Raw genomic sequence first — 19,569 nt, forward strand, 5'->3', positions numbered from 1 at the left:
TTTTAATAACCAGCTCCATTCATATAAAATTCAGCTTGAATAATATTTCTCCAGTTATCATAAACAGTTAAATTGTTTGTAACTTTAGATGCTTCTTCTAATGCAAAAGCTGTGAGCTCTGATAACGCTTTTGAGTTCATACCACAAATACTTAAACTTACTAGCTCTGTGTTTGCAGATGGAGTATTTGCTTGATATCTAGCAGTTGCAGCAAACGCTATTCCTTGAGCTAAACATGGAAAATATTCGCCAACTATTTTCTTTAAATTTTTTAGAGTTTCAATATTTAATGGTCCTGCATATGCTGCTCCAAGACCAACACCACTCCATAAATCACTTCTAATTTTTTCTTCAAAAGAATCAACTGTTTTACTAATTTCGTATATGTCCCCACCTTTAACAAACCAGAGACTTCTACCAAGTCCTTGAAAATAAACATTACTTAAATTAACATTTTGTTTAATTATCCTAGGTAGTTGTTTTTTATTAATGTACTTGTCCCAGTCAAAGTATCCGTAATAAAATCCCATTCCATCAACAATCAACCATTTTAATAATGGGTCATGTTTGTTGAATGCCTTTTTAAAAAGAAGAGGAAATTTTGCATATGCCCATCCCGCTCCGATATGTAACATATAATTATGATGTTTTCCGGCACCCTCTAAAAAATGCTTAAATCGAGAACGTTTAAACATACTTATACTATCTTGTATAATCAAGGCCATTGCAGCACCTTCATAAGCAAAACCCCTAAATTGTTGAGGTACACTTTCTAACTTACCTGTAAAATTATTTGGAAAGTTAATAACAAAGTGATACCCATCAAGAAATGTACTACCAACTTTCTCTAAATTATCTTTTGCATTTTGCTCCTTTACTTGAAATCCACGTTCTGTAACTTTCACCAATTTATATGGAATCTTTAACATTCGTTTGAACATGGGTTCACCCCTCTATTATCATTACAATTTTTTTACAATACTAAGAAGTTCAACTTTTAAACATTGAACTGCATCTTCTCTTGGAATCCTCAGAAAACTAGCAAGATACTGTATCTCATCTTCAAAAATCTTTAATAACTCTTCCATAGCCTGATAATTACCTTCATTCTCCAAATATACTAATTGATTGAAATTAAGAGGTTCTTTCTTAGATAATGAAGCGCTCGTTGCTTGCATTTGTTCACCGCCTGTTGAGAAATTTTTAGCTCTTCAGCTATTTCTTTTTCTGTATATCCCTCAATAACTACCTTATTAACTACGTATCTACCTTTTCTGTTCGGTATAGTATTTATCACTTCATCAACAAAAATCTTAGAAACTAAATCATTTTCAAATGTAGATATACTCCCAAAATAATTCGGATCCTCAAATTTCACCTCTCTTTTCTGAATTTGCTTTGAGACATACTGCATTCTCCAAGCAGCTCTCCTTAATAGAATCGAATAATCTTCTTTATTATGGGTGTATAACTTATTGCTCATTTCTGACCACCCTCCCCCTCTATAATTCTAGTAATTTATATTTGGAAATTAACAACCAAAAAAGTGAAATATTATGTTGTATTTTTTAAATTATTTTTACTATTTAAAAAAAGGAGGGATAATTATGGATGATCTTCAATTCTGGATTACAACTATAGGAAATTTTGGATTTCCTGTTGTAATCACAATGTATTTATTAATTAGATTTGAAAAAAAAATAGAGGCTTTAGAGTCTACTATTCAGGGATTAACCGAAGTAATTAGAACATGGAATAAGTAATTCGAAGTAAACATCAATAAAAACACCCGGATGGGTGTTTTTATTGAAAGAACTACTTGTTAATAAAAAGCAGAGATAAAAAACTGATGATTGGATTCAATCATCAACAAATGTACTATTTTACAATCATGAAAATCACTTTTACCTTAAAATAGCTTTCAGTTATCTGGCATTATTGACCATGTAATATCTATAGCATAATTTAGAGGACTTCCATCTGAATTTATATACCCAAATGCCGGATCAAGAATAATCTCCAATGCATCATAAGGTAAAGTAATTACATAAATTCCTTGGCCTGTTTTTTCACTGTCTGCTTCAATAAGAGTTGTATCCTTTAATACGTTTGACTGGACTTCGTTTATTATCGTTGGTAACATTCTCCACTGGTTTCAGTTTTAATGACATTCCAGAAAAATTCTTTTTGTATCTATACTTTTAAATTTTCCACTTGATACTTGTAGCTTCCAGCAATCCCTAACTTTACTTGTATCTTTAATAACAATTGTCTTATCGAAAGTTCAATAAGTATATTGTTTATCACCACTAAGTGTTAGTTCAGATAATTCACTATTACTTGGAACACTTAAAATCTCTAATGCTCCTACTTTCGTTTTAAATGTTTATGTACACTTACTCCTCTACCATTTTTACTTACTGGTGTAATTGAATAATTGTAAGTTATATCAGATACTAAAGCAACCTCATTATAATCTAAGTATTGCCCTGTATAAATTGGATTTCCATCCCTAAATCATCTATATTTGCAGACGATAACGATTTGCTGGAAGGGTACCACTGCCTTTAGCGTTATTCCCGTTTGAACTTTTATCAGATACTTCTCTTTTTGTGCAATCATCAAGAACCCACCTATTAAACAATCATTTGGATAGTTATAGAAGAAGCTAATACATTAGAATTTGATCAAATACTAAAGACTCTTCAAATTAATCCAAACGTAATTTTAGTTGTCCTAGAATTATCAAATAGCTAATTAATTGGGTTTAGCAAAACAGATTTGCATTTCTATAAACGAAAAGAGATTATTATCATTACCCATAACAAAATAATTAACAATTCTCTTTGTTCATTACCTATATTAGTCGAATAATTAGCTATAGAAAAAACCCGTAAGAAGTAGTGTACACATCTATCCTTACGGGTTTAAAAAGCTCTATACAAATAGCACCTCTATTTACATTTTTCTCTGAGTATGGCTAATTTCTATGTTATCATTTCATGTAGATCTTTACTACAAGTAGAACAGATTCCATTCGCAGCGGGCTTCATCCCTTTAAAGGTCATCCTTGCAGAGACTTCAATAGCAGTGATTTTAGATTTGCAAGGAATGTAATTAACTATACATCCTCCAATTTGACAATAGGAAGTTTGAACAATCCATCCTAATTCCCCATCATTTAAAACATCAAAGACACATTGTTTTGATTCAATTATCAACTGAATTTGATTCTCTATTCTTACTATTTCATTTGCTAATTTCTTTGCATTATCTATCATTTTGCTATTTTTATCATCCATTTCCCATTCCTCCTCATATAATTAATGGGAAATTCTTTTAACTCTTCCATTAAACTTTTGATTCCAATAGCCATTAGACATATCTGCAATTGCAACTCCGGTAGAGCTTTGGGCGCCGATGAATTTCCCTTCTCCTAAATAAATCCCAACATGCCCATCTTTTTTATAAGTATCAAAGAATACGAGATCTCCTGGTTTAGCAGCTTCATAATTAACCGCATTCCCCATTTCTTTAAGAGTGTCTGTTGTCACACCGGTTCTATTGCCTAAGGTTACTCCAACTTGTTCAAATGCCCAATGAACAAAGCTAGAACAATCAAAATACCCTCTACTTATATCCTCTTTGCTCCTTCCTCCTCCAAATACGTAATAAGAATTATTTATCCACTTAGATCCTACTGTTGTAACATCAATCCCACTATTATTATTAATATTTAGATCGATTGTAGATATGTCCTTTTGGAACTTAAAGCTCTCTGCTAACTTTATAACTTTATCAACATACCAATCTGCATGGTTATAGGCCCATATTGCCTTCTCTTTGTTATTTTCAAATCCATGAGAGGCTAAGTAATACGCTGCGCTTGCAATGCTGTCCGCTGGATTCCATGGGTCTGCTTTTCCATCATTATTAGCATCAATTCCAAACCCGTTTCCTCTTTTTATGGTTTCTAAATCGGTGATGTCTATATCTTCAGATACTAAACCTCCACCAATATCGTACTTAGATCCTACCCATGAAGAAGGCATAAATTGCATAGGTCCTATGGCTCCAACACTGGATTCCATGGTAACATGAGTAGAAAAGGAGGTTTCTACAGCATGTATAGCCGCTAAGTAATACCATGGTATGTTATAGGTCTGTTCACCATAAAGATAATATGGCATATATTCTTCTGGTACCTCTTTAGATGATGTAATGCTTTTTTGGTAAAAATCACTTTCAAATCGTTCTCCATTTACCCTGGCAATTTCATTAGTAATAGCGGCTTCAATCATCTCTTTATCCTTTGATAAAGTTTTGCTTTTTAATTCTAATTTTTCTTTTTCTTCTTTATAAGTATCCTCTTTTTCCTTCAATGCATCTATTAACTTACTGTAAGCTTCCTGTTGTTGTTGCAATTGTTCATTCAAATCGCTAAATTCATTGAGTAATGTTTGTTTTTCCATTAAATACGTAAAATCTCTGTTCAAATCTTCTACGAAATTAAAGTTCTTTACGTTCTTCTTTATAATAATATCTTCATTTATCCCGGCCAAATTATCCGAAAGAAAGGGTAGATCATTCACCGAACTTTTCTTTTTTTCCCGATATTCATGTTCTTTCGCGGCCAGTTCATCTTTAACTTTTTTTACCTGCTGTTTATTTAAGTCTATTGCTTTTTTTAAATGATTTAGTTGCCTTTTTTTTAAAACTAATTCATTTTGGGTTATATTTATAGCCTTATCCATCTTTACAATTTGTTCTTTCAAATTTTTATTATATTCATCAATCGAATCAATCGTTGTTATTTCTTTTTCACTCTCATTTGCAGCAACATGGATTGGTCCATTTATCAACCCTATGGATAACCCAATAGCAGAAAGAAAAGTGATACTTTTAATTTTACTACTCATTTTAACCCTCCCCAAAAAATAACCCCAAGAATACATAGAAATGAATGTCTCTCTATGAATCTTGGGGTTATCCCATTTGAATTTTCAATTTGTTCAACATATTCATGTATTAACACTTTAAATAATCAATTAAAATTAGGATTAATTGAGGTAATGCTAGCACAATGCCCATATTCAGACCAAAAAGTACTTTTCCTATACACATTTACTTCTCACTCTCTATCAAACCTTTGTTAAATCAAGTGATTACTTTTTCAAACATTACTCTTTGGTAGATAAAGCTACTGCTAGGATCCCCAAATACCCTTTTGTCGAGCTATTTCTTTTTTGAATACGGTTTATCATCTCAACAAGCGTTTTTTTCTCTTCTCTACTACTTTTTTCTATAATTAATTCTGCTAATTCTTTACTCTCAATTTTTTTTTAATAAAGGGTATTTCAATATATTCATATTTACTTAATTCATATCTAATTACCATATCTGTATAATCTGTAGGAAATTGAATAAAGTCGTTTTTAACTAATTCTGAAGATAGAGACATTTGTTTCTAAGCCCCCTATTCTACTTCAGCAATTGTGTCATTAATCGCATTTGCAAATTCTTGTAAATTCCCTCTTTCCAGTATAGAAATCTCAATAGGTAAAGATACCCCTCCATTATTCGATACATTTAACGAACAAGTATAACTGTTAAACAAGGGAACAATACCGATAAGAATAAGGACTAATCCTATGAAAAAATCACCATTAACAAAAGAAGGAAGTCCTAATATGAATGTAAAAAACAGACCAAACAAAAATCTCTTTAGATGAAATTTTGTTGATGTTGAAACACTAGCTATGTTCTTTAAGGACATAGTAACTTCATTTTTTCCTATAGGCATTAAACCTAAAACGGTATTACGATCATACCCTTTAAACCGTTTATTAGTTAATAATAAATCTGTTGTTAACCATCTTAATAAAACATTCGTACAGTATGTGCCTTCTTTCAGTTTTTTCTCTCTTTCCATGACGCTTTTTCTCCTTTCAACAAAAAAATCCCCCTAGAATAAGACATACAGTTTATATGTCTTCATCTAGGGGGATTCCCTCTTCGTTATTTATATAGGTAAATTATAGCAACCATATAACGAAAAGTCTAGTTGTTATTAATTTTCATTAATTTAATGTTCCTTTATCCTATAAGCACTTTTATTTTCTTATTTTCATAAGAATCGTGCTTATGTACTTATCAAAAACAAAACAAAAAGAAGAGATTATTAATCTCTTCTCTGTTCAGTAAGATGATACTTTTCTTAATCGCTTAGGGGATCTTCTATGAAATATCCTTCTATCTTCCTGTAAGGAAGCTGCTTGCTCTTTATTTGAACCTATTGATTCATAATATCTTTTTTTAGCTTCATTAAAAATCTCTTCTATAGCCTTAGTTATCTTATCCATTTGGCGTTCAGTAATACAGTCGTCTAACTCTACCATTAAATCATTAACTTGTTTTTTTTCTTCTTCCGTTAGGATATCATTCAGTTTCATGATTTCTCTCCTCTCGTCTATCTTACCTCGACTATATTCTATGCTCTTCTGCACTATACTACGATTATTGTTATAAATATTATAACATATCGAAATCATGTTGAAAAAATAAACACTACAGATCCTGATTTATCTTTCTGTTTATTTCCTCTATTCTGCTTTCCTTCTTTGATTGAAGTGATTCTTCAACTTTAATAATTGCATTTTCACCTACATATCCACCTAAGATTGATGTTAAAATTACTCGTTCCGTTCCATTTGGATCACTGAATAAAATCGTAACAATAGCTCCAACAGCTCCAAAACAACCATCCAATAAGAAACCCGGATAGAATGTAGACTGACCTAGCAATATGGGACAGTAATAAAACACCTTCTTAGGCTGCCATATTACCAAACTCTATTGGTGTGTAGTAGCCTAATTTTTCTTGAATACGTTCTTCGTTATAATATCTCATAAATTGATCTACACGCTCTTTTACTTCTTTTAAAGATAAAGAATGGAATTTAACATACTGAAATTCCTCTGATTTTAGATTAGAATGAAAGGACTCAATGACGGCATTGTCCCAACAGTTTCCTCTGCGTGACATACTACTGACTAAATTTTGCTCTCTGACCCGACTTTGATACGCATAAGAAGCATAGACACTGCCTTGATCGGAGTGGATGATTATTCCTTCAGGATTCCCTCGTTTTTCTAGTGCTTCATCCAAGGTATCCATTACTAAAGAAGTTTGTTGATGGGGATAAAGCTTATAGGCAACGATTTGATTGTTATACAAATCCATGATGGTAGATAAATATAAAGTATCTGGACCATATTGAATATAGGTAATATCCGTTACCCATTTTTCGTTAGGATTGCTTGCATAAAATTCTCGCTGTAATAAATTGGGCGCAACAATGACCGATTCCCCCTGTGATTTCCACCTTCTCTTTTGCTTTATTCTACACTGAAGATGATATTTTTGCATAATCCGTTGAACAGTATTACGGTTTAATTTAATTTGATAATTACGCTTTAACAGCTCTTTGATCTTCCGGTGTCCATATCGGTACTTTGTTTCTTTGCAGAGGGAAATAATTGTTTCCTCCTCCTTAGATAACTCCATTGGTTGCGAAGATGCCCAGCGATAATACGTAGATCTTGGAACATGTAAAGCAGATAAAATAGCTGATACAGTATATTTTTTTCGTAATGTCTGTACTAATTGGAGGACAATTTCCTTTTCAACTCCTTTTCGATTTCCAAATACTTTTTTAAGATTTCATTTTCCTGCTTTAAGTGATTCATTTGACGTTCTTTTTTATCTTCATCACTTGAATTATCTGGACCATGCCCGTATGAATACTGTTTTCCTATAGGTTGATCGAATCGATGAACTTGATTTTCCCGATACCATTTCATCCACGTTTTGATTTGAGAAACATTTTTAATTCCATATTTCTGCATGATTTCTTGATTCGTAAACTGACCACTCATCTTATCTTTAACAACTGCCCATTTAACCTCACTTGAATATATGTTTTTGCCCACGCAAAACACCTCCGAGTTAGTACTTTGTTTAAGTGTACCATTCGAAGGTGTTTTATAGTGTCTCATTTATTTAGGTTAGTCTAATGTAAGTTTATTATTCCTCGGTTTTTTTATTGTCCCATACCTCTTTGCGTGAGTTAAAACTCCCATACCAAATCCAATACAACCAGCCAAAATTATTTTATTTAACATGCCTATTCACCTCTCTTGAAAAATTTGCGCAAACACAAAAAAGCCTTTGAGGCAATAGACAATAAATACATGCGTTACATGTATTATGCCTATTAGCCCAAAGGCTGCGTGTTTATTAGTTAAGACGCTAATCCTAAATAGGATTGCCAAAAAAGAAAAAAGAAAAAATGGTTATAGATTTATTATACGATTTTCTTTCTTATAACACTACACAATTTAAAAAGAGATAGTAAACCTATCCCTTTTTACTAGATATAAATTTTCAAGTCTAAGGATTTTTATTATTTGATCACTTCTCACCATAAATTAAAATCCACATAATTTTTTGCTGACTTTAATGTAGAAAATAATAGTCGTACGTCTCCCGCTTCTTCTAATGGAACGTACTCTCCTCCTATAAATGGATAAAACATACCAATTATCCAACCGTCCCCATCTGGATTTTCTAGAACCAGATACTTAGGTATTTCATCACCATAATAAGTAATTGTTTTATGATAGCTAAAGAATCTATTAACGTCTTCTTCTCTCCAATCTATCATTATGTCCCCTCCTAAACTATTCTTACCCTCTTAACAAATTCTAACTTCTACCGATTCATTTTGGTTCATTTGCTGATATCTTAGTATTAATTCATCTAACTCTTTACTCTTCTTTATTGCTTCGGGAGAATTAAATCCCTCTGAGAATGCAATTTTTAACATTTCTTCTCTTACCCGCTCTATTTGATCTCTTAGTTTATACATGAGTATTCCTCCAATTTTATTGTTTTAGAATATCTTTGTATTACTTAACAAAACCATTTAAGTCAGTATCTGCATAACCAGGGATGCTCCAAATATTTAATTGTTTTTCTTTTGCTATATTTTCTGCATCCTTATAGACATCAATAAATTCATATTCATCAAATAAGTAAGCTAATTTAACATATCCCTCTTTTAATAAATATGACTGAATACTAATTTGATCTAAAAAGACATGCGCCAAAATTCTTCCGTACTTATCCTTTTCATCAGCATTAGGATCCAATTGATAGGTAATTTCCTTTCCTTCTATAAGGTTAGCCAGATATTCCTTACCTTCTTGTCCAAATGGCTCATTCTTCCCTTTTGTAATTTCAGGTCCATTTATTCCGATTAACCTCAAAGCGGTATACTTATCTGCTTCCAAAACTAAAGTGTCAGCATCTATCACTTTTTTTACTATAGCTTTGTGTTTTTCTGTTTTAATATCAGCTGCCTTTTCACTAGAACGATTGACATCATTAAAGTACTTCTTAAACGAAATCTCCTTTTCTACCTGATTATCAGTCTTGTAGTTCTCTTTAGACTGGTATGTAACTAGGCTATCTGTTGAACATCCACTTAATAAAAATAAAATAAATAAAGTGGAAATAATCTTTCTCATCTAAACCCCTCATTTCCAAAAAAGAGAGCACTCCAATATACTAAGACTTTACTTAGTAATTGGGGTGCTCCCATTTCTCAATATATTATATTCACTCTTCTAATTTCCTATATATTTATAATAAGGATAAAAATAGAAAAATTCAACCCAAAAAACTAAACTTTCCTTTCAGAAAAGGCAAAGCTAAATTGCTTCTATATCCTCCATGATTTTCTTAGTTTTTTCATTATTATTGATTCCACTGGCCATGGAATACCACCAAACTAAATCTTTTCTTCTTTTCTTATTATCTATTCTTGCTAACTCCATAACTAATTTAGTCACAACTTCTTTTTCTTCTTCAGTATAACTAATCATTAAATAATCCTCCTATATAGATACTTTTTTGGTATTTATATCTGCTAATAATTCATTTTCCATTAAAGTTAATGACAAAAGTGTTAAATCATCTATTTTTTCATCATCTTTATTTCGTGTGATCCCCTTTTCTTTTAGGAATTCGATTATTCTTTTTCTCTCTCTTTCCACTCTTATATGTATTTCACGATCGTAATACATCTCAGTTCCTCCATTTCACCTGTACCAATTATTACTAATATGATTTCAAAAAAATATCAGAATTTTTAATTTTCTTCATAGTAATCATCAGAGAAATCTGGTACATCCTTTTGGTTTTCACAAATATTTTTAATCTTTTCGATATCAAATAAATAAGAAACCTCTTCGCTAATATCATAATCAAACTCATTTGCAACAAATATAGCAGCTTCTTCATTTTTATAGATCATTAAACGAAATGAACTAAACTCCGATTGTGCCTCTTCAACATATAATCCATTATGCGTGGAAAATTCATAAGTTTTAAAACATGAAGTTTCAACTTTAAAGTTCACCTGTTCTACAGTATTTATTAAAGTTTCCATTCTTTTGCCTCCCTTTTTATTAAAAAACCAATGATAAATGCCAACTGGATCTCTTTTAGAAAAATGAAATTTGTCCTGACCTACTTACTTTAAATGTAACCTCACTTTTCTCCCTTGTTTCCTCATTAATATCAAAAGATTTTCTTTCGTAGCAACCAAAGTGAGCGTTCTTATTGTTATACCGAGAAACATAAAGATAATGCTTACCATTTTCAAATAAGTAATAACTCATTCCAGGGACTAAGTTAGCACAATCTGAATTTCCTAAGTATTTCCCTTTCATTAATTACATTCCTCTCCTTTCTGTGATAAACACAAAAAAGCCTTTGGTCCTTTTATTAACCTAACAAAAATATTGTTAAGTAAAAATCAAAGGCCCAAAGGCTTCGTGTCTATTCGAATATGCTTATCATAAAGATAGCTAAAAATAAAAATTACAAAAAAATGTATATATAAATTCTAGTTGATTATTTTGAAAAAAGCAATAATTACTGATTATTTACCACTTAATTTCTTATATTGGTGGGAATTTACACAGAACTCTTTTATTATCTTTTCTAGTTGCTCCTTTGTAGGATGAACAATACTCTTAGTTGTATAAATTTTTTCAATAATTAGTCCCCCACCATACACTAGCCTCACTTCAACAGTTCCGGTTAGACTAAATCTTGTGACTTCAACTCTTAATCCATACTCATTATCCTGCAGATAGTATGTAGTTTTCTTAATTTTATATTTACCATGCGAAAATGGTATAATGGTTTCTTTTTTCTTAATATAGTAGTTTTCTTCATTCATGGGAAATCCTTTCTGTTACTTATTATAGTAATGTAGAAATCCACCTGTCTTTTAATACTTATAAATATTATTTTACTTATTTTTTTGAATATAAACTACTGTATAGTATTTCCATTGTTTTTTACCCTTATAGAAAGAGGTGAAAAAATGAATAACTTAGTAAAAACCATTGGAGAAAGAGTCCGTTATTTCAGATTATATAGAGGTTTTACACAAGAGGAACTAGCTGAAAAGGCAAATGTTCACTATACATATATTGGTGGTATTGAAAGAGGAGAAAGAAATATCTCCCTGGAAACGCTTAACAAAATTACGGAAGCTCTTGAAATTTCACCTACTGATTTATTTGAACAAAACTATCTAAAAAAAGAAACTGACAGGACAGTATTATTAAAGCTTCATCAGGAATTATTAAGTACAAGAAGTACAGAAGAGATAATAATTGTCCATCAATTAACCCAAAACATTTTGCAATTAATTGATAGAAAATGATATTGTCAAATAAGATATAAAATAAAACAAAGTTAGTAAATGTGTCTTTGAAATATAGATGAACCGCTTTATTTTTTCAACGGTTATACCAAAATATAATAGCCTAACTACAATTCATTATGTAGTTAGGCTATTTAAGTCACTAGTTCACTTTTTTCTATGTTATACAATATTTCTATCGATTGCTTAAAAGATGACATTATAAAAATCAATAAGTTTAGCATATCGTCTTTCTCCATTTCTCGATTGATTTCCCATCCAGAAATCTAAAATTTATTTACAGAGCCAACTCAATTACAGTATTGAATAGCAAAACAGAAATGTGTATATGCTTTAACGTTTTTAAAGTTCTCTTTACATCGTTCAATAATACTACTTACCTAAAATTCTGTACATAATTATAAGACTTAATTTAATTGTTAATGACATAGTGTTAAATGTACTAACAAGCTGTATTCCTGTAATAAAGTAACTGATAATAAGGATTACTTTTTAAATTGATATGTATATAACTTTTATTGGAGGTTAAAATGTCGGACCGATTTTTCAATATATTTATTCCCTTAAAAGAACTTCATGAAATCATGGATGATGCTTATGTAGTAATAGACACTAATGTTCTACTCATGGCTTATCAATGGAGAGATACTACATATAAAGTCGTTTATGATATATTATCTGAAATATCTAAACAAAATAGACTAAAAATACCACACCAAGTAGTTTAAGAGTTTGCAAATAATAGAGCCGAAGTTATCCAAACTTTATATCAAGAGATACATGACAAATTGCTTAGCAAATTAGAGAAAGAAAAGCAGCCACAAAATACGATAAAAACTGTCGTTCCGGCATATGATATGTTTGATAATAAGATATTTAAACCAATACTTGATTCTGAAGAAAGATACTTAAATGCAATAAATGAATTAAACACTGCAAAAAAAGAATATAAATTATCATTAGTTAATGACTTACAGAAATTAGTGAAAAGTTTATTGTATAAAGATCCAATTAGCGAAAAATTCAAAGCATTTTTTGAAAATGGTTATATTGATGAAATCGAGATAGATAGTCAAGAGCTAACAGAAGAGTTAGCTAGACGAAAAAAGCACAATATCCCTCCAGGTTACAAAGATAATGGACATAAAGGTGATTATCTCATTTGGCAATCTATTTTAAGTTTGAAAGATAAACCTGTTATATTTGTAACAGGAGATGTGAAAGCTGATTGGGCTTATACAAGGGGTGAAGATTTTTTAGGTGGAAGGAGAGAACTTATTGAAGAGTTTTTTGAAGAAAATAATAAAACCTTACATATTATAACACCATTACAGTTTGCAGAAGCTGTGTCTTCCAGAAAAGGTAAAGCTCTAAATGAAGACGTAAAGGAAGATTTAAGGTATAAACAAAAAGAACTGGATATATATAAAGTGTTTAATTTAGGTTTTCCTACAACAAGCATAAGAAAAAAATATAAAGATCAGTTGAGTCAACAAAGAAAAGCTTCAAATAACTTTAAAAAACTTTCGAATGAGATAGAATATTATTATCATAAGGATATAATTGAGGAAAATTTATATTACGATTTAAAACATGGTCTTGAAGTTATAAATGATGATTTTCTGACAGGTGATATCAATGTTCATGATTTTCTTTATAAGTTAGATGAATTTAAGGAAAAATTATATCGTTCTTTAAGTAATTAAAGAGGTACTGCCGACAAAACGCAGATATTATACGCTAAGACATTTTTTGGATATAAAAACCCTGATTTTTCTACGCTAAGCAGAAGGATCAGGGTTTAATATTTTTCTTCGTATTCTTTTGGTTTCGTAGTTTCCAAATAATGTCATGTTGAACTAACGCACCCGTTTGTTTAAGTACATTGTTTCACATAATTCACAAAGAAAGCCGGTTTTCTTATCGAAAAACAGCTTTTTATTATCTATTTATTTTTTCAATTGTTATATTCAAGATAACTGCTGAGATAACATAAATTTGATTCATAAAATCCAATCCAGTTACAAAAATGGATATAGATATAATTCTTTAAGTTGTTTTCAGATAACCTTCATTTTGAATGTCTATTTTAACATTAATATTAATCTTCATGTTTTTAAAGTAATCTGACCTCCAGTTTTTTAATTCATCACGAGGGATTTGATTTCTAAAAAACTGACCCATTCCGAATACATCAGCCTCATTCTCTTGAAGTTTTGTAAATAATTTATTATACCTCTCAGAGATTAGAGTATTAATTTCCTCTTTAATTAAATTCAAACTGGGTTCTCCTTTTGTTTCCAATATCACAACTCTCATTTTTATTAGACTTTCCATATGTGCATCATTATTCACTAGTCTTCCTATATTGTCAGTTTTAGAACCCAGTAGCATGACTGTAGCATGTTCCATTACTTCCATTTTTCCATTACCACTCTCCCCTTTAAAAACATTGTACAGCAGGGTTTCGTTTGAACTGATTTGCTCGACCATTTTTCCTCTTTTTAATATGGCAGAACCGATTTGATCCATAGTCGTATCTTTTCCCGAACGAATCAAAGGTATAGCCACATCATGTGTATAAGAATGTATGCCTCGGAAGACCTCCCAAACTCTTGTAAGGGCAATGTCAGGATTCCAGCCTGCATTTTTTTCGAAATAGTTATAAGTGCTGAGCCCTTTTTTTTCGGCATTAATTTTAATGTTATTGAAAAATTCTTGAAGATCCTCATCACATATTGCAACTAAAGCTTTTGGGGAAACGTCTCTTGAACGCATAAATCCTGCAATTATATCGTTTATTCCATCCTCAGCAGTTTCTTTCTCAATAAAGATTAGCTTTACATGCAATAAATACACATCGCTCTCCATATTTCTACTAATTGTATCCACTGCTTTTGAGACCGTTTCAGCTTTAGCAGATACAATTTTCGTTTCCATACTACCATCTATAGGCTCTGGTATATTCAGGATCACCAAATATTGGTCGTCAACTTTCTTAACACCTATCGACACTGGTAGTAGACGATGATTTATATCCTTAATATCCCAACAACCGCTCAATATCAAAACCATAGTTAAACTACAAATTAAATAAATGACTTTTTTATTAGATAGTTTCATTTGTATCCTTCCTCTTTAATCTTCTTCCAATATAGTAAATAGAAAGAGGTACAACAATTATAACGTATGACCTTAAAAAAGAATTCATAAAAAGGATATTTTCAACATCCTTCCAGTCTGGAATCCAAAAGCAAACGAAAAAGATTGCTACAGACAAACCGAACAATAGGTAGCTAGGTCTACTTTTAGGAATGTAATAGTTGATTATTCGAATTGCTTTCCACATTAAGAGAGAGAGATACAAAATAATAAAAGCAATAAGGCTTAAAAGAAAAAACATTGTAACTCGATCAAACATTAACCAATCAATATTTATAGAATCCACAATAAGTACAAAAGGAAGAAATGCTTTTGATGCAGTCGCTTGTCCCAAAGTAAGAATTGGAATGTATACTGAAAAGAGAAAGAAAGGAATAAGAAATATCGCAGACAAAATAACATATTTTCTTTCATAAGAGAAAAATGGTTGTACAAATCCAAGAAAGAGAAACCCACCGGCGAATGCAAAATAACTCTCGAAGTAAGCAGGCTTACTAATGAATCCTAAGTCTGTGTCAAAAGGTATGGCATATCTCCAATCAACATTCTGAAATGACATGATTAAGACAAACAATAATATTGGAAAAAATAATATAAATAATAAAAATGCAGTTCGTAAAATGGCTTCGATACCTTTAGATGAAATGTATGCAGAAACAGACAACAATAATAGTATAATTGTCAATAATGGGGTATGGGATAAAAATACCAAGGTTACGATTTCTGCGTATGCTCTGACCGTTATAATAATGGCCATGATTAGATAAAGTAAAACGGGAGCAAAAAATAAAAAAGTTACCCTTTTTTTGCTTTTCGAAAATATACTTAAAATATCCTTTTTTGGAAAAAAGCTGAGACCTTTCATATAAGTCAACAAACATACAAAATGTACAATAATCCCTATTAGAATTGGGAACCAATGGCCTTGTTCTGTACTAGCAATAATATCAGCTGGAAACATAAAAAAAATTAGTCCCAGATGACAAAGCACATACATTATCATAACATGTAGACTTCTTACCACTATTGTTCCTTCCTTCCTATATTTAAATAGAGATAGGACTTGCCAAAGGTAGTTAAACTTGCCAAATAAGAACTAATAAAAACTAGACCTACTACTAATCCTAAAACTCCAAATAGTGAAGAAAGAATTACATTAATATATTTAAATGATCTGATTGAAAGCGAGCTTTGAGCCCCCACAAGGGTTGAGTTAGCAATTGTTGTTGCTGCAAGAATGATGATTAAGAGATTGCTGACTAATTTAGCTTCTACAACTGCTTGTCCTAATATAATTCCTCCAACCATTGTAATTGTGGGACCTACTAATTTTGGAAGCCTTATGCTTGCTTCTAATATCAGTTCTAGAACAACCAACATGATTATAACTTCAACAAGTGCTGGATAAGGAACCCCTTCTCGACTTTGAGCTACAGAAAGTGCAAGCTCTATCTGTAACGCTTCCGGATTTACAGCAACAAGAGCAACATACATTCCTGGACTTATTAGAGCAATTAATGCACCAATTACTCGGAGGCAACTGATAGTTATCATAATGGGAAATGGAAAATTACGATCACTCTCAACAATAAACATATCCCAAAGGAGATTAGGCAGTATTAAAGCAAAAGGTAATTGATCAACTAATATAACAACTCTTCCCTTTTTAAGAAATTGTGATGCATGAAAAGGAAGTTCTGTCGTATTAAATTTTGAAACTGTATCCCAAGATGAAAACCCCAGCATTTTTGACATGCTTTGTAAGTTACTGATATCCATACTCTTATTCTTTTCAATAAGACTATTTATATTTTCAACAAGTTCTTTATCCACTAGACCATTAATAAATAGTAAAGAAATTTTTGTCTTCTGATTTTTCCCTGTTGTGAAGGAATGAACAAGAAGTTTATTTGAAGTAAGTTGTTTACGAAGGAGTCCAATATTTGTGTCAATATCTTCTGTGAAGGAGTTTGAAGGTCCTTGAATTACACTTTCATTTGATGGAACTTCAATTGAACGATTTAACCCCTTAGGAACAGGTTCGTAAATAATAAACTTTTTTGTATGTTCTATATATATAATAAGTTTACCTTCAAGGACTGATGTAATAGCCTTTTTTGTATCGTCTTCAAAAAGTTCACCCATTAAAATAAATATAGATTCTGATGTTTTCCCTTGAGAAATTAAACCCTCTGACTGTTTTTGAAGAATTGTTTTTGTTTTTGTCATATCTACTAAAGTAGATAGTCCTAGTAACAAAACTTCCTTTTTTAAAAGGTAATCACGTTTTATAAAAAAGTCATCATTACCCCCTAACGCTTTTTTAATATCTAAAACTATTTGTTCCATAACATTTTTCCTTTCATTTCCTATATGTTTAATATGCACTTAATTTTATATAATTATTCAGGGGGAAAATTGATACTGGAACAATTTATATAACTTCTAAATGTTTAAGAAAATAAAAGGAAGTGAATGAACGCAAATTGGGAATACGAACTATTGTCCTTAGAAGAAAAAATTAAGATACAGAAATCTGGAAAAGTTGAAGTGTAGAAGTTTAGGATGAAGAGGAATACAATATTATTGTTTATAAACAGTTTGAAATAATTTTTATAATAAAAGTACATACCAGCTAAGTTACGGAATTTTTGAATAGCCACACAAATATCCCCATTTCAGGTGGGAACGAGGAATTTGTGTGAACAATCTTGATGATTGGGATTTGTTTTTATTAATAGCGCTATTCAACTAAACTCCCTCTATAAAAGAAGGGAAAACGCCGGATTACTCTTGTTTTCTTAGATTTTCATAGTTATTTACCTGTCGGTAAATGTCCTTATAGCTGGAGGATTCTCACTTGAAAGGATATATTTGGACTCTGAGAGAAAAAAGAGCTATAACCCATCAACCACCTTCTTACAACCATTGGTGGATGAGTAAAAATATGATTGCACTGGTGGATCTCCACATTTCTCATGGAGGTCAACCCTCCCATATCTCACAGAGTCTTCGCTCCAAAATTCCTTCGTCCAACCTTTCCATGAGGTGGATGTCAGTCATGCTGCCCGACAGGGTCCTTGCCCGTATTTTAGTTGTTTTACTGACTAATCCGTGCTTCAAATGTTTAAAACAATTAACCTACTAAATAATTTCAATCAAGAAAAGAAATTAAGCTGCTACCTGTAATACGTCCATATGAGGAATGTCCGATAACATGCGTTCTTCACTAAATTCGCACTGCTTTTTACCGATGGTAAATAAAATACGTATGAGCTTATTACATATTGCAATTCAATTAGAGATTGCATCTTCTTCAAAGGATTATTTGGACGCTTTGTAAAATACTCATGTAATGCTTTAAAAGCGGTATTTTTAGCGACCAAAGGCATTGCAACTCGAAAGAGGAGAGCTCTTAATGTCTTCCTACCTCTCTTGGTAATTTAGGTTTGTCCTTTATGCTTACCAGATGTATTTTCCTTAAGACTAAGCCCAGCTAGTTTGATAATCTGCCTTGGGTGGGAATAGTAACTTAGGTCTCCTACCTCTGAAAAAAAGCCTGCAACCGTGTCTTTCCCTATTCCCTTAATAGCCAACATTTGTTCAACACCTGGAATTTGTTCAAGAAGTTTATCTATGTTAGATTCCAGTTCTTCGAACTTTTCTTTTATTAGTTCATATTTGTCTATTAACGTGCGAAGCTCTAACTTAGCCATATCAGAACCTTCCCTAATACCAATTGAAGCAACTGCAATCTTCTTTAGTTCTTTTATTTTACTGAGTCCCACTGCACGTTTAACAGCTTTTCGAAGATGTACTAGTATCTCCTGTTCGGAGAGAGCTACTAACTCATGTGGCAATAAATTTAGTTTTAATAATTGTATAGCAGATTTACCTTCCCAATCCTTAAAAGACGGTAAGAAACTCTGGAAAATAGCGGTCTATCCAATTATGGACTTGCCCTTGAACTGCTTGAAGATCAACAGATAGAAGATCACGTATTTTTCTAGCCACACGAAGTTCTGCATATCTCCCGTCTTTGACCAACTGTGCGATAACTCTTGCATCCTTTACATCATTTTTAGTTGGAGAATTATCATCTAACTCTTTACTTTTCTTTACATGCAAAGGATTTACAACTACAAACTTGATATTTTTCGCCTTAATGAAGTGAGCTAAATTCAGCCAATAGTGACCTGTCGGCTCCATTCCTACGATCACTTTTTCCATATTGTTTTGATTCATTAACTTTTTTATCCACTCTAAGAAACAGTTAAAACTAGAATCTGTATTTTCAAAGTATAAAGGTGCTGAAAATTCTAAACCTCTAAAGTCTTGGGCTCTTGCCACATGCTTGTATTTAGCAATATCAACACCTATAATTAATGTTTGAGAAGTAATTTGAGCAATCTTTTCATTTTGGTTATAATTCATTTGAATAGCCTCCTGGTATATGTGTTTGTTGTCCTTTTTGCCGCCAAGCTTTGGACATTCATATCATACCAAGGGGCTTTTTTATGTTCAAACCTCATATTTCTTCATTACAGGAATGCTGCCCAGTAGTGTAAGTACACCTTTTCACAATCTCCTATATCCATTTCCT

General features: G+C 31.6%; 23 protein-coding genes and 2 pseudogenes. 3 read left to right on the forward strand and 22 right to left on the reverse strand.

The window, feature by feature from the left end; all coding sequences use genetic code 11:
* Window positions 1-2 precede the first annotated feature (2 nt).
* Together NSQ92_RS15295 and NSQ92_RS15300 are read right to left on the reverse strand one after the other, a co-directional pair.
* Window positions 3-941 (reverse strand): DUF1702 family protein, encoded by a 939-nt coding sequence (locus NSQ92_RS15295; RefSeq protein WP_336045089.1) that lies wholly within the window; start codon window positions 939-941, stop codon window positions 3-5.
* Between the two features lie 179 nt (window positions 942-1,120).
* A complete protein-coding gene (locus tag NSQ92_RS15300; RefSeq protein WP_336045087.1) occupies window positions 1,121-1,483 on the reverse strand; it encodes an RNA polymerase sigma factor in 363 nt (120 codons plus the stop codon).
* Window positions 1,484-1,607: 124 nt separating this feature from the next.
* On the opposite strand from NSQ92_RS15300, the gene NSQ92_RS15305 reads away from it, so the two are divergent.
* Window positions 1,608-1,763, forward strand: coding sequence for a YvrJ family protein (locus tag NSQ92_RS15305; RefSeq protein ID WP_341152931.1), 156 nt, complete (start codon window positions 1,608-1,610; stop codon window positions 1,761-1,763).
* A 158-nt stretch (window positions 1,764-1,921) separates the two neighbouring features.
* On the opposite strand, the gene NSQ92_RS15310 is transcribed toward NSQ92_RS15305, so the two are convergent.
* From NSQ92_RS15310 to NSQ92_RS15385, 16 genes are all read right to left on the reverse strand, one after another.
* Window positions 1,922-2,143: a hypothetical protein gene (locus NSQ92_RS15310; RefSeq protein ID WP_336044841.1), complete on the reverse strand. Its 222-nt coding sequence runs from the start codon at window positions 2,141-2,143 to the stop codon at window positions 1,922-1,924.
* Between the two features lie 844 nt (window positions 2,144-2,987).
* Window positions 2,988-3,302 (reverse strand): hypothetical protein, encoded by a 315-nt coding sequence (locus NSQ92_RS15315; RefSeq protein ID WP_336044842.1) that lies wholly within the window; start codon window positions 3,300-3,302, stop codon window positions 2,988-2,990.
* A gap of 21 nt (window positions 3,303-3,323) precedes the next feature.
* Window positions 3,324-4,919, reverse strand: a complete 1,596-nt coding sequence (locus tag NSQ92_RS15320; protein WP_341152932.1) for an NlpC/P60 family protein — start codon at window positions 4,917-4,919, stop codon at window positions 3,324-3,326.
* A gap of 398 nt (window positions 4,920-5,317) precedes the next feature.
* On the reverse strand, window positions 5,318-5,461 hold the full coding sequence (locus tag NSQ92_RS15325; RefSeq protein ID WP_341152933.1) for a hypothetical protein: 144 nt from the start codon (window positions 5,459-5,461) through the stop codon (window positions 5,318-5,320).
* A gap of 15 nt (window positions 5,462-5,476) precedes the next feature.
* Entirely contained in the window at window positions 5,477-5,932 is a 456-nt protein-coding gene (locus NSQ92_RS15330; protein WP_341152934.1) for a hypothetical protein, read from the reverse strand.
* A gap of 265 nt (window positions 5,933-6,197) precedes the next feature.
* Window positions 6,198-6,452 (reverse strand): hypothetical protein, encoded by a 255-nt coding sequence (locus NSQ92_RS15335; RefSeq protein ID WP_016204214.1) that lies wholly within the window; start codon window positions 6,450-6,452, stop codon window positions 6,198-6,200.
* Window positions 6,453-6,567: 115 nt separating this feature from the next.
* Entirely contained in the window at window positions 6,568-6,825 is a 258-nt protein-coding gene (locus tag NSQ92_RS15340) for a DUF4257 domain-containing protein (RefSeq protein ID WP_341118214.1), read from the reverse strand.
* Between the two features lie 4 nt (window positions 6,826-6,829).
* Window positions 6,830-7,992, reverse strand: a protein-coding gene (locus NSQ92_RS15345) for an IS3 family transposase (protein WP_341132941.1) whose coding sequence is annotated in 2 segments (ribosomal slippage) — window positions 6,830-7,716 and window positions 7,716-7,992 — 1,164 coding nt in all. Because the reading frame shifts where the segments join, the coding sequence is not laid out codon by codon here.
* A gap of 488 nt (window positions 7,993-8,480) precedes the next feature.
* Window positions 8,481-8,726: a hypothetical protein gene (locus NSQ92_RS15350; RefSeq protein ID WP_144545658.1), complete on the reverse strand. Its 246-nt coding sequence runs from the start codon at window positions 8,724-8,726 to the stop codon at window positions 8,481-8,483.
* Between the two features lie 30 nt (window positions 8,727-8,756).
* Complete coding sequence (locus tag NSQ92_RS15355) at window positions 8,757-8,930, reverse strand: aspartyl-phosphate phosphatase Spo0E family protein (protein WP_016204211.1); 174 nt, start codon at window positions 8,928-8,930, stop codon at window positions 8,757-8,759.
* Window positions 8,931-8,970: 40 nt separating this feature from the next.
* On the reverse strand, window positions 8,971-9,591 hold the full coding sequence (locus tag NSQ92_RS15360; protein ID WP_336045455.1) for a thermonuclease family protein: 621 nt from the start codon (window positions 9,589-9,591) through the stop codon (window positions 8,971-8,973).
* A 183-nt stretch (window positions 9,592-9,774) separates the two neighbouring features.
* Window positions 9,775-9,948, reverse strand: coding sequence for a hypothetical protein (locus NSQ92_RS15365; RefSeq protein ID WP_186325669.1), 174 nt, complete (start codon window positions 9,946-9,948; stop codon window positions 9,775-9,777).
* Between the two features lie 12 nt (window positions 9,949-9,960).
* Window positions 9,961-10,149, reverse strand: a complete 189-nt coding sequence (locus NSQ92_RS15370) for a hypothetical protein (RefSeq protein ID WP_047944802.1) — start codon at window positions 10,147-10,149, stop codon at window positions 9,961-9,963.
* Between the two features lie 65 nt (window positions 10,150-10,214).
* On the reverse strand, window positions 10,215-10,514 hold the full coding sequence (locus NSQ92_RS15375; RefSeq protein WP_047944801.1) for a hypothetical protein: 300 nt from the start codon (window positions 10,512-10,514) through the stop codon (window positions 10,215-10,217).
* A gap of 55 nt (window positions 10,515-10,569) precedes the next feature.
* The gene (locus tag NSQ92_RS15380) at window positions 10,570-10,797 is read right to left on the reverse strand and encodes a hypothetical protein (protein WP_341152935.1); all 228 of its coding nucleotides are present in this window, start codon (window positions 10,795-10,797) and stop codon (window positions 10,570-10,572) included.
* A 212-nt stretch (window positions 10,798-11,009) separates the two neighbouring features.
* On the reverse strand, window positions 11,010-11,312 hold the full coding sequence (locus NSQ92_RS15385) for a hypothetical protein (RefSeq protein WP_016204207.1): 303 nt from the start codon (window positions 11,310-11,312) through the stop codon (window positions 11,010-11,012).
* A 147-nt stretch (window positions 11,313-11,459) separates the two neighbouring features.
* Here NSQ92_RS15385 and NSQ92_RS15390 point away from each other — a divergent pair, with 147 nt between their 5' ends.
* Window positions 11,460-11,804: a helix-turn-helix domain-containing protein gene (locus NSQ92_RS15390; protein ID WP_341132880.1), complete on the forward strand. Its 345-nt coding sequence runs from the start codon at window positions 11,460-11,462 to the stop codon at window positions 11,802-11,804.
* A 584-nt stretch (window positions 11,805-12,388) separates the two neighbouring features.
* Window positions 12,389-13,510, forward strand: a pseudogene (locus NSQ92_RS15395) (PIN-like domain-containing protein).
* Window positions 13,511-13,853: 343 nt separating this feature from the next.
* Here the strand turns inward: NSQ92_RS15395 and NSQ92_RS15400 are convergent.
* The 4 genes and pseudogenes from NSQ92_RS15400 to NSQ92_RS15415 form a co-directional block, all read right to left on the reverse strand.
* On the reverse strand, window positions 13,854-14,927 hold the full coding sequence (locus tag NSQ92_RS15400) for a Ger(x)C family spore germination protein (RefSeq protein ID WP_336045549.1): 1,074 nt from the start codon (window positions 14,925-14,927) through the stop codon (window positions 13,854-13,856).
* Complete coding sequence (locus NSQ92_RS15405) at window positions 14,914-15,969, reverse strand: GerAB/ArcD/ProY family transporter (protein ID WP_341153290.1); 1,056 nt, start codon at window positions 15,967-15,969, stop codon at window positions 14,914-14,916. Before NSQ92_RS15405 ends, NSQ92_RS15400 begins: the two co-directional genes overlap by 14 nt.
* 20 nt (window positions 15,970-15,989) lie before the next feature.
* Window positions 15,990-17,315: a spore germination protein gene (locus tag NSQ92_RS15410; RefSeq protein ID WP_341152936.1), complete on the reverse strand. Its 1,326-nt coding sequence runs from the start codon at window positions 17,313-17,315 to the stop codon at window positions 15,990-15,992.
* 822 nt (window positions 17,316-18,137) lie between these two features.
* Window positions 18,138-19,400, reverse strand: a pseudogene (locus NSQ92_RS15415) (IS110 family transposase).
* Window positions 19,401-19,569: the final 169 nt, after the last annotated feature.

Source organism: Niallia sp. FSL M8-0099, from assembly GCF_038006945.1.
GTDB classification, from domain to species: Bacteria; Bacillota; Bacilli; order Bacillales; family Cytobacillaceae; genus Niallia; species Niallia circulans.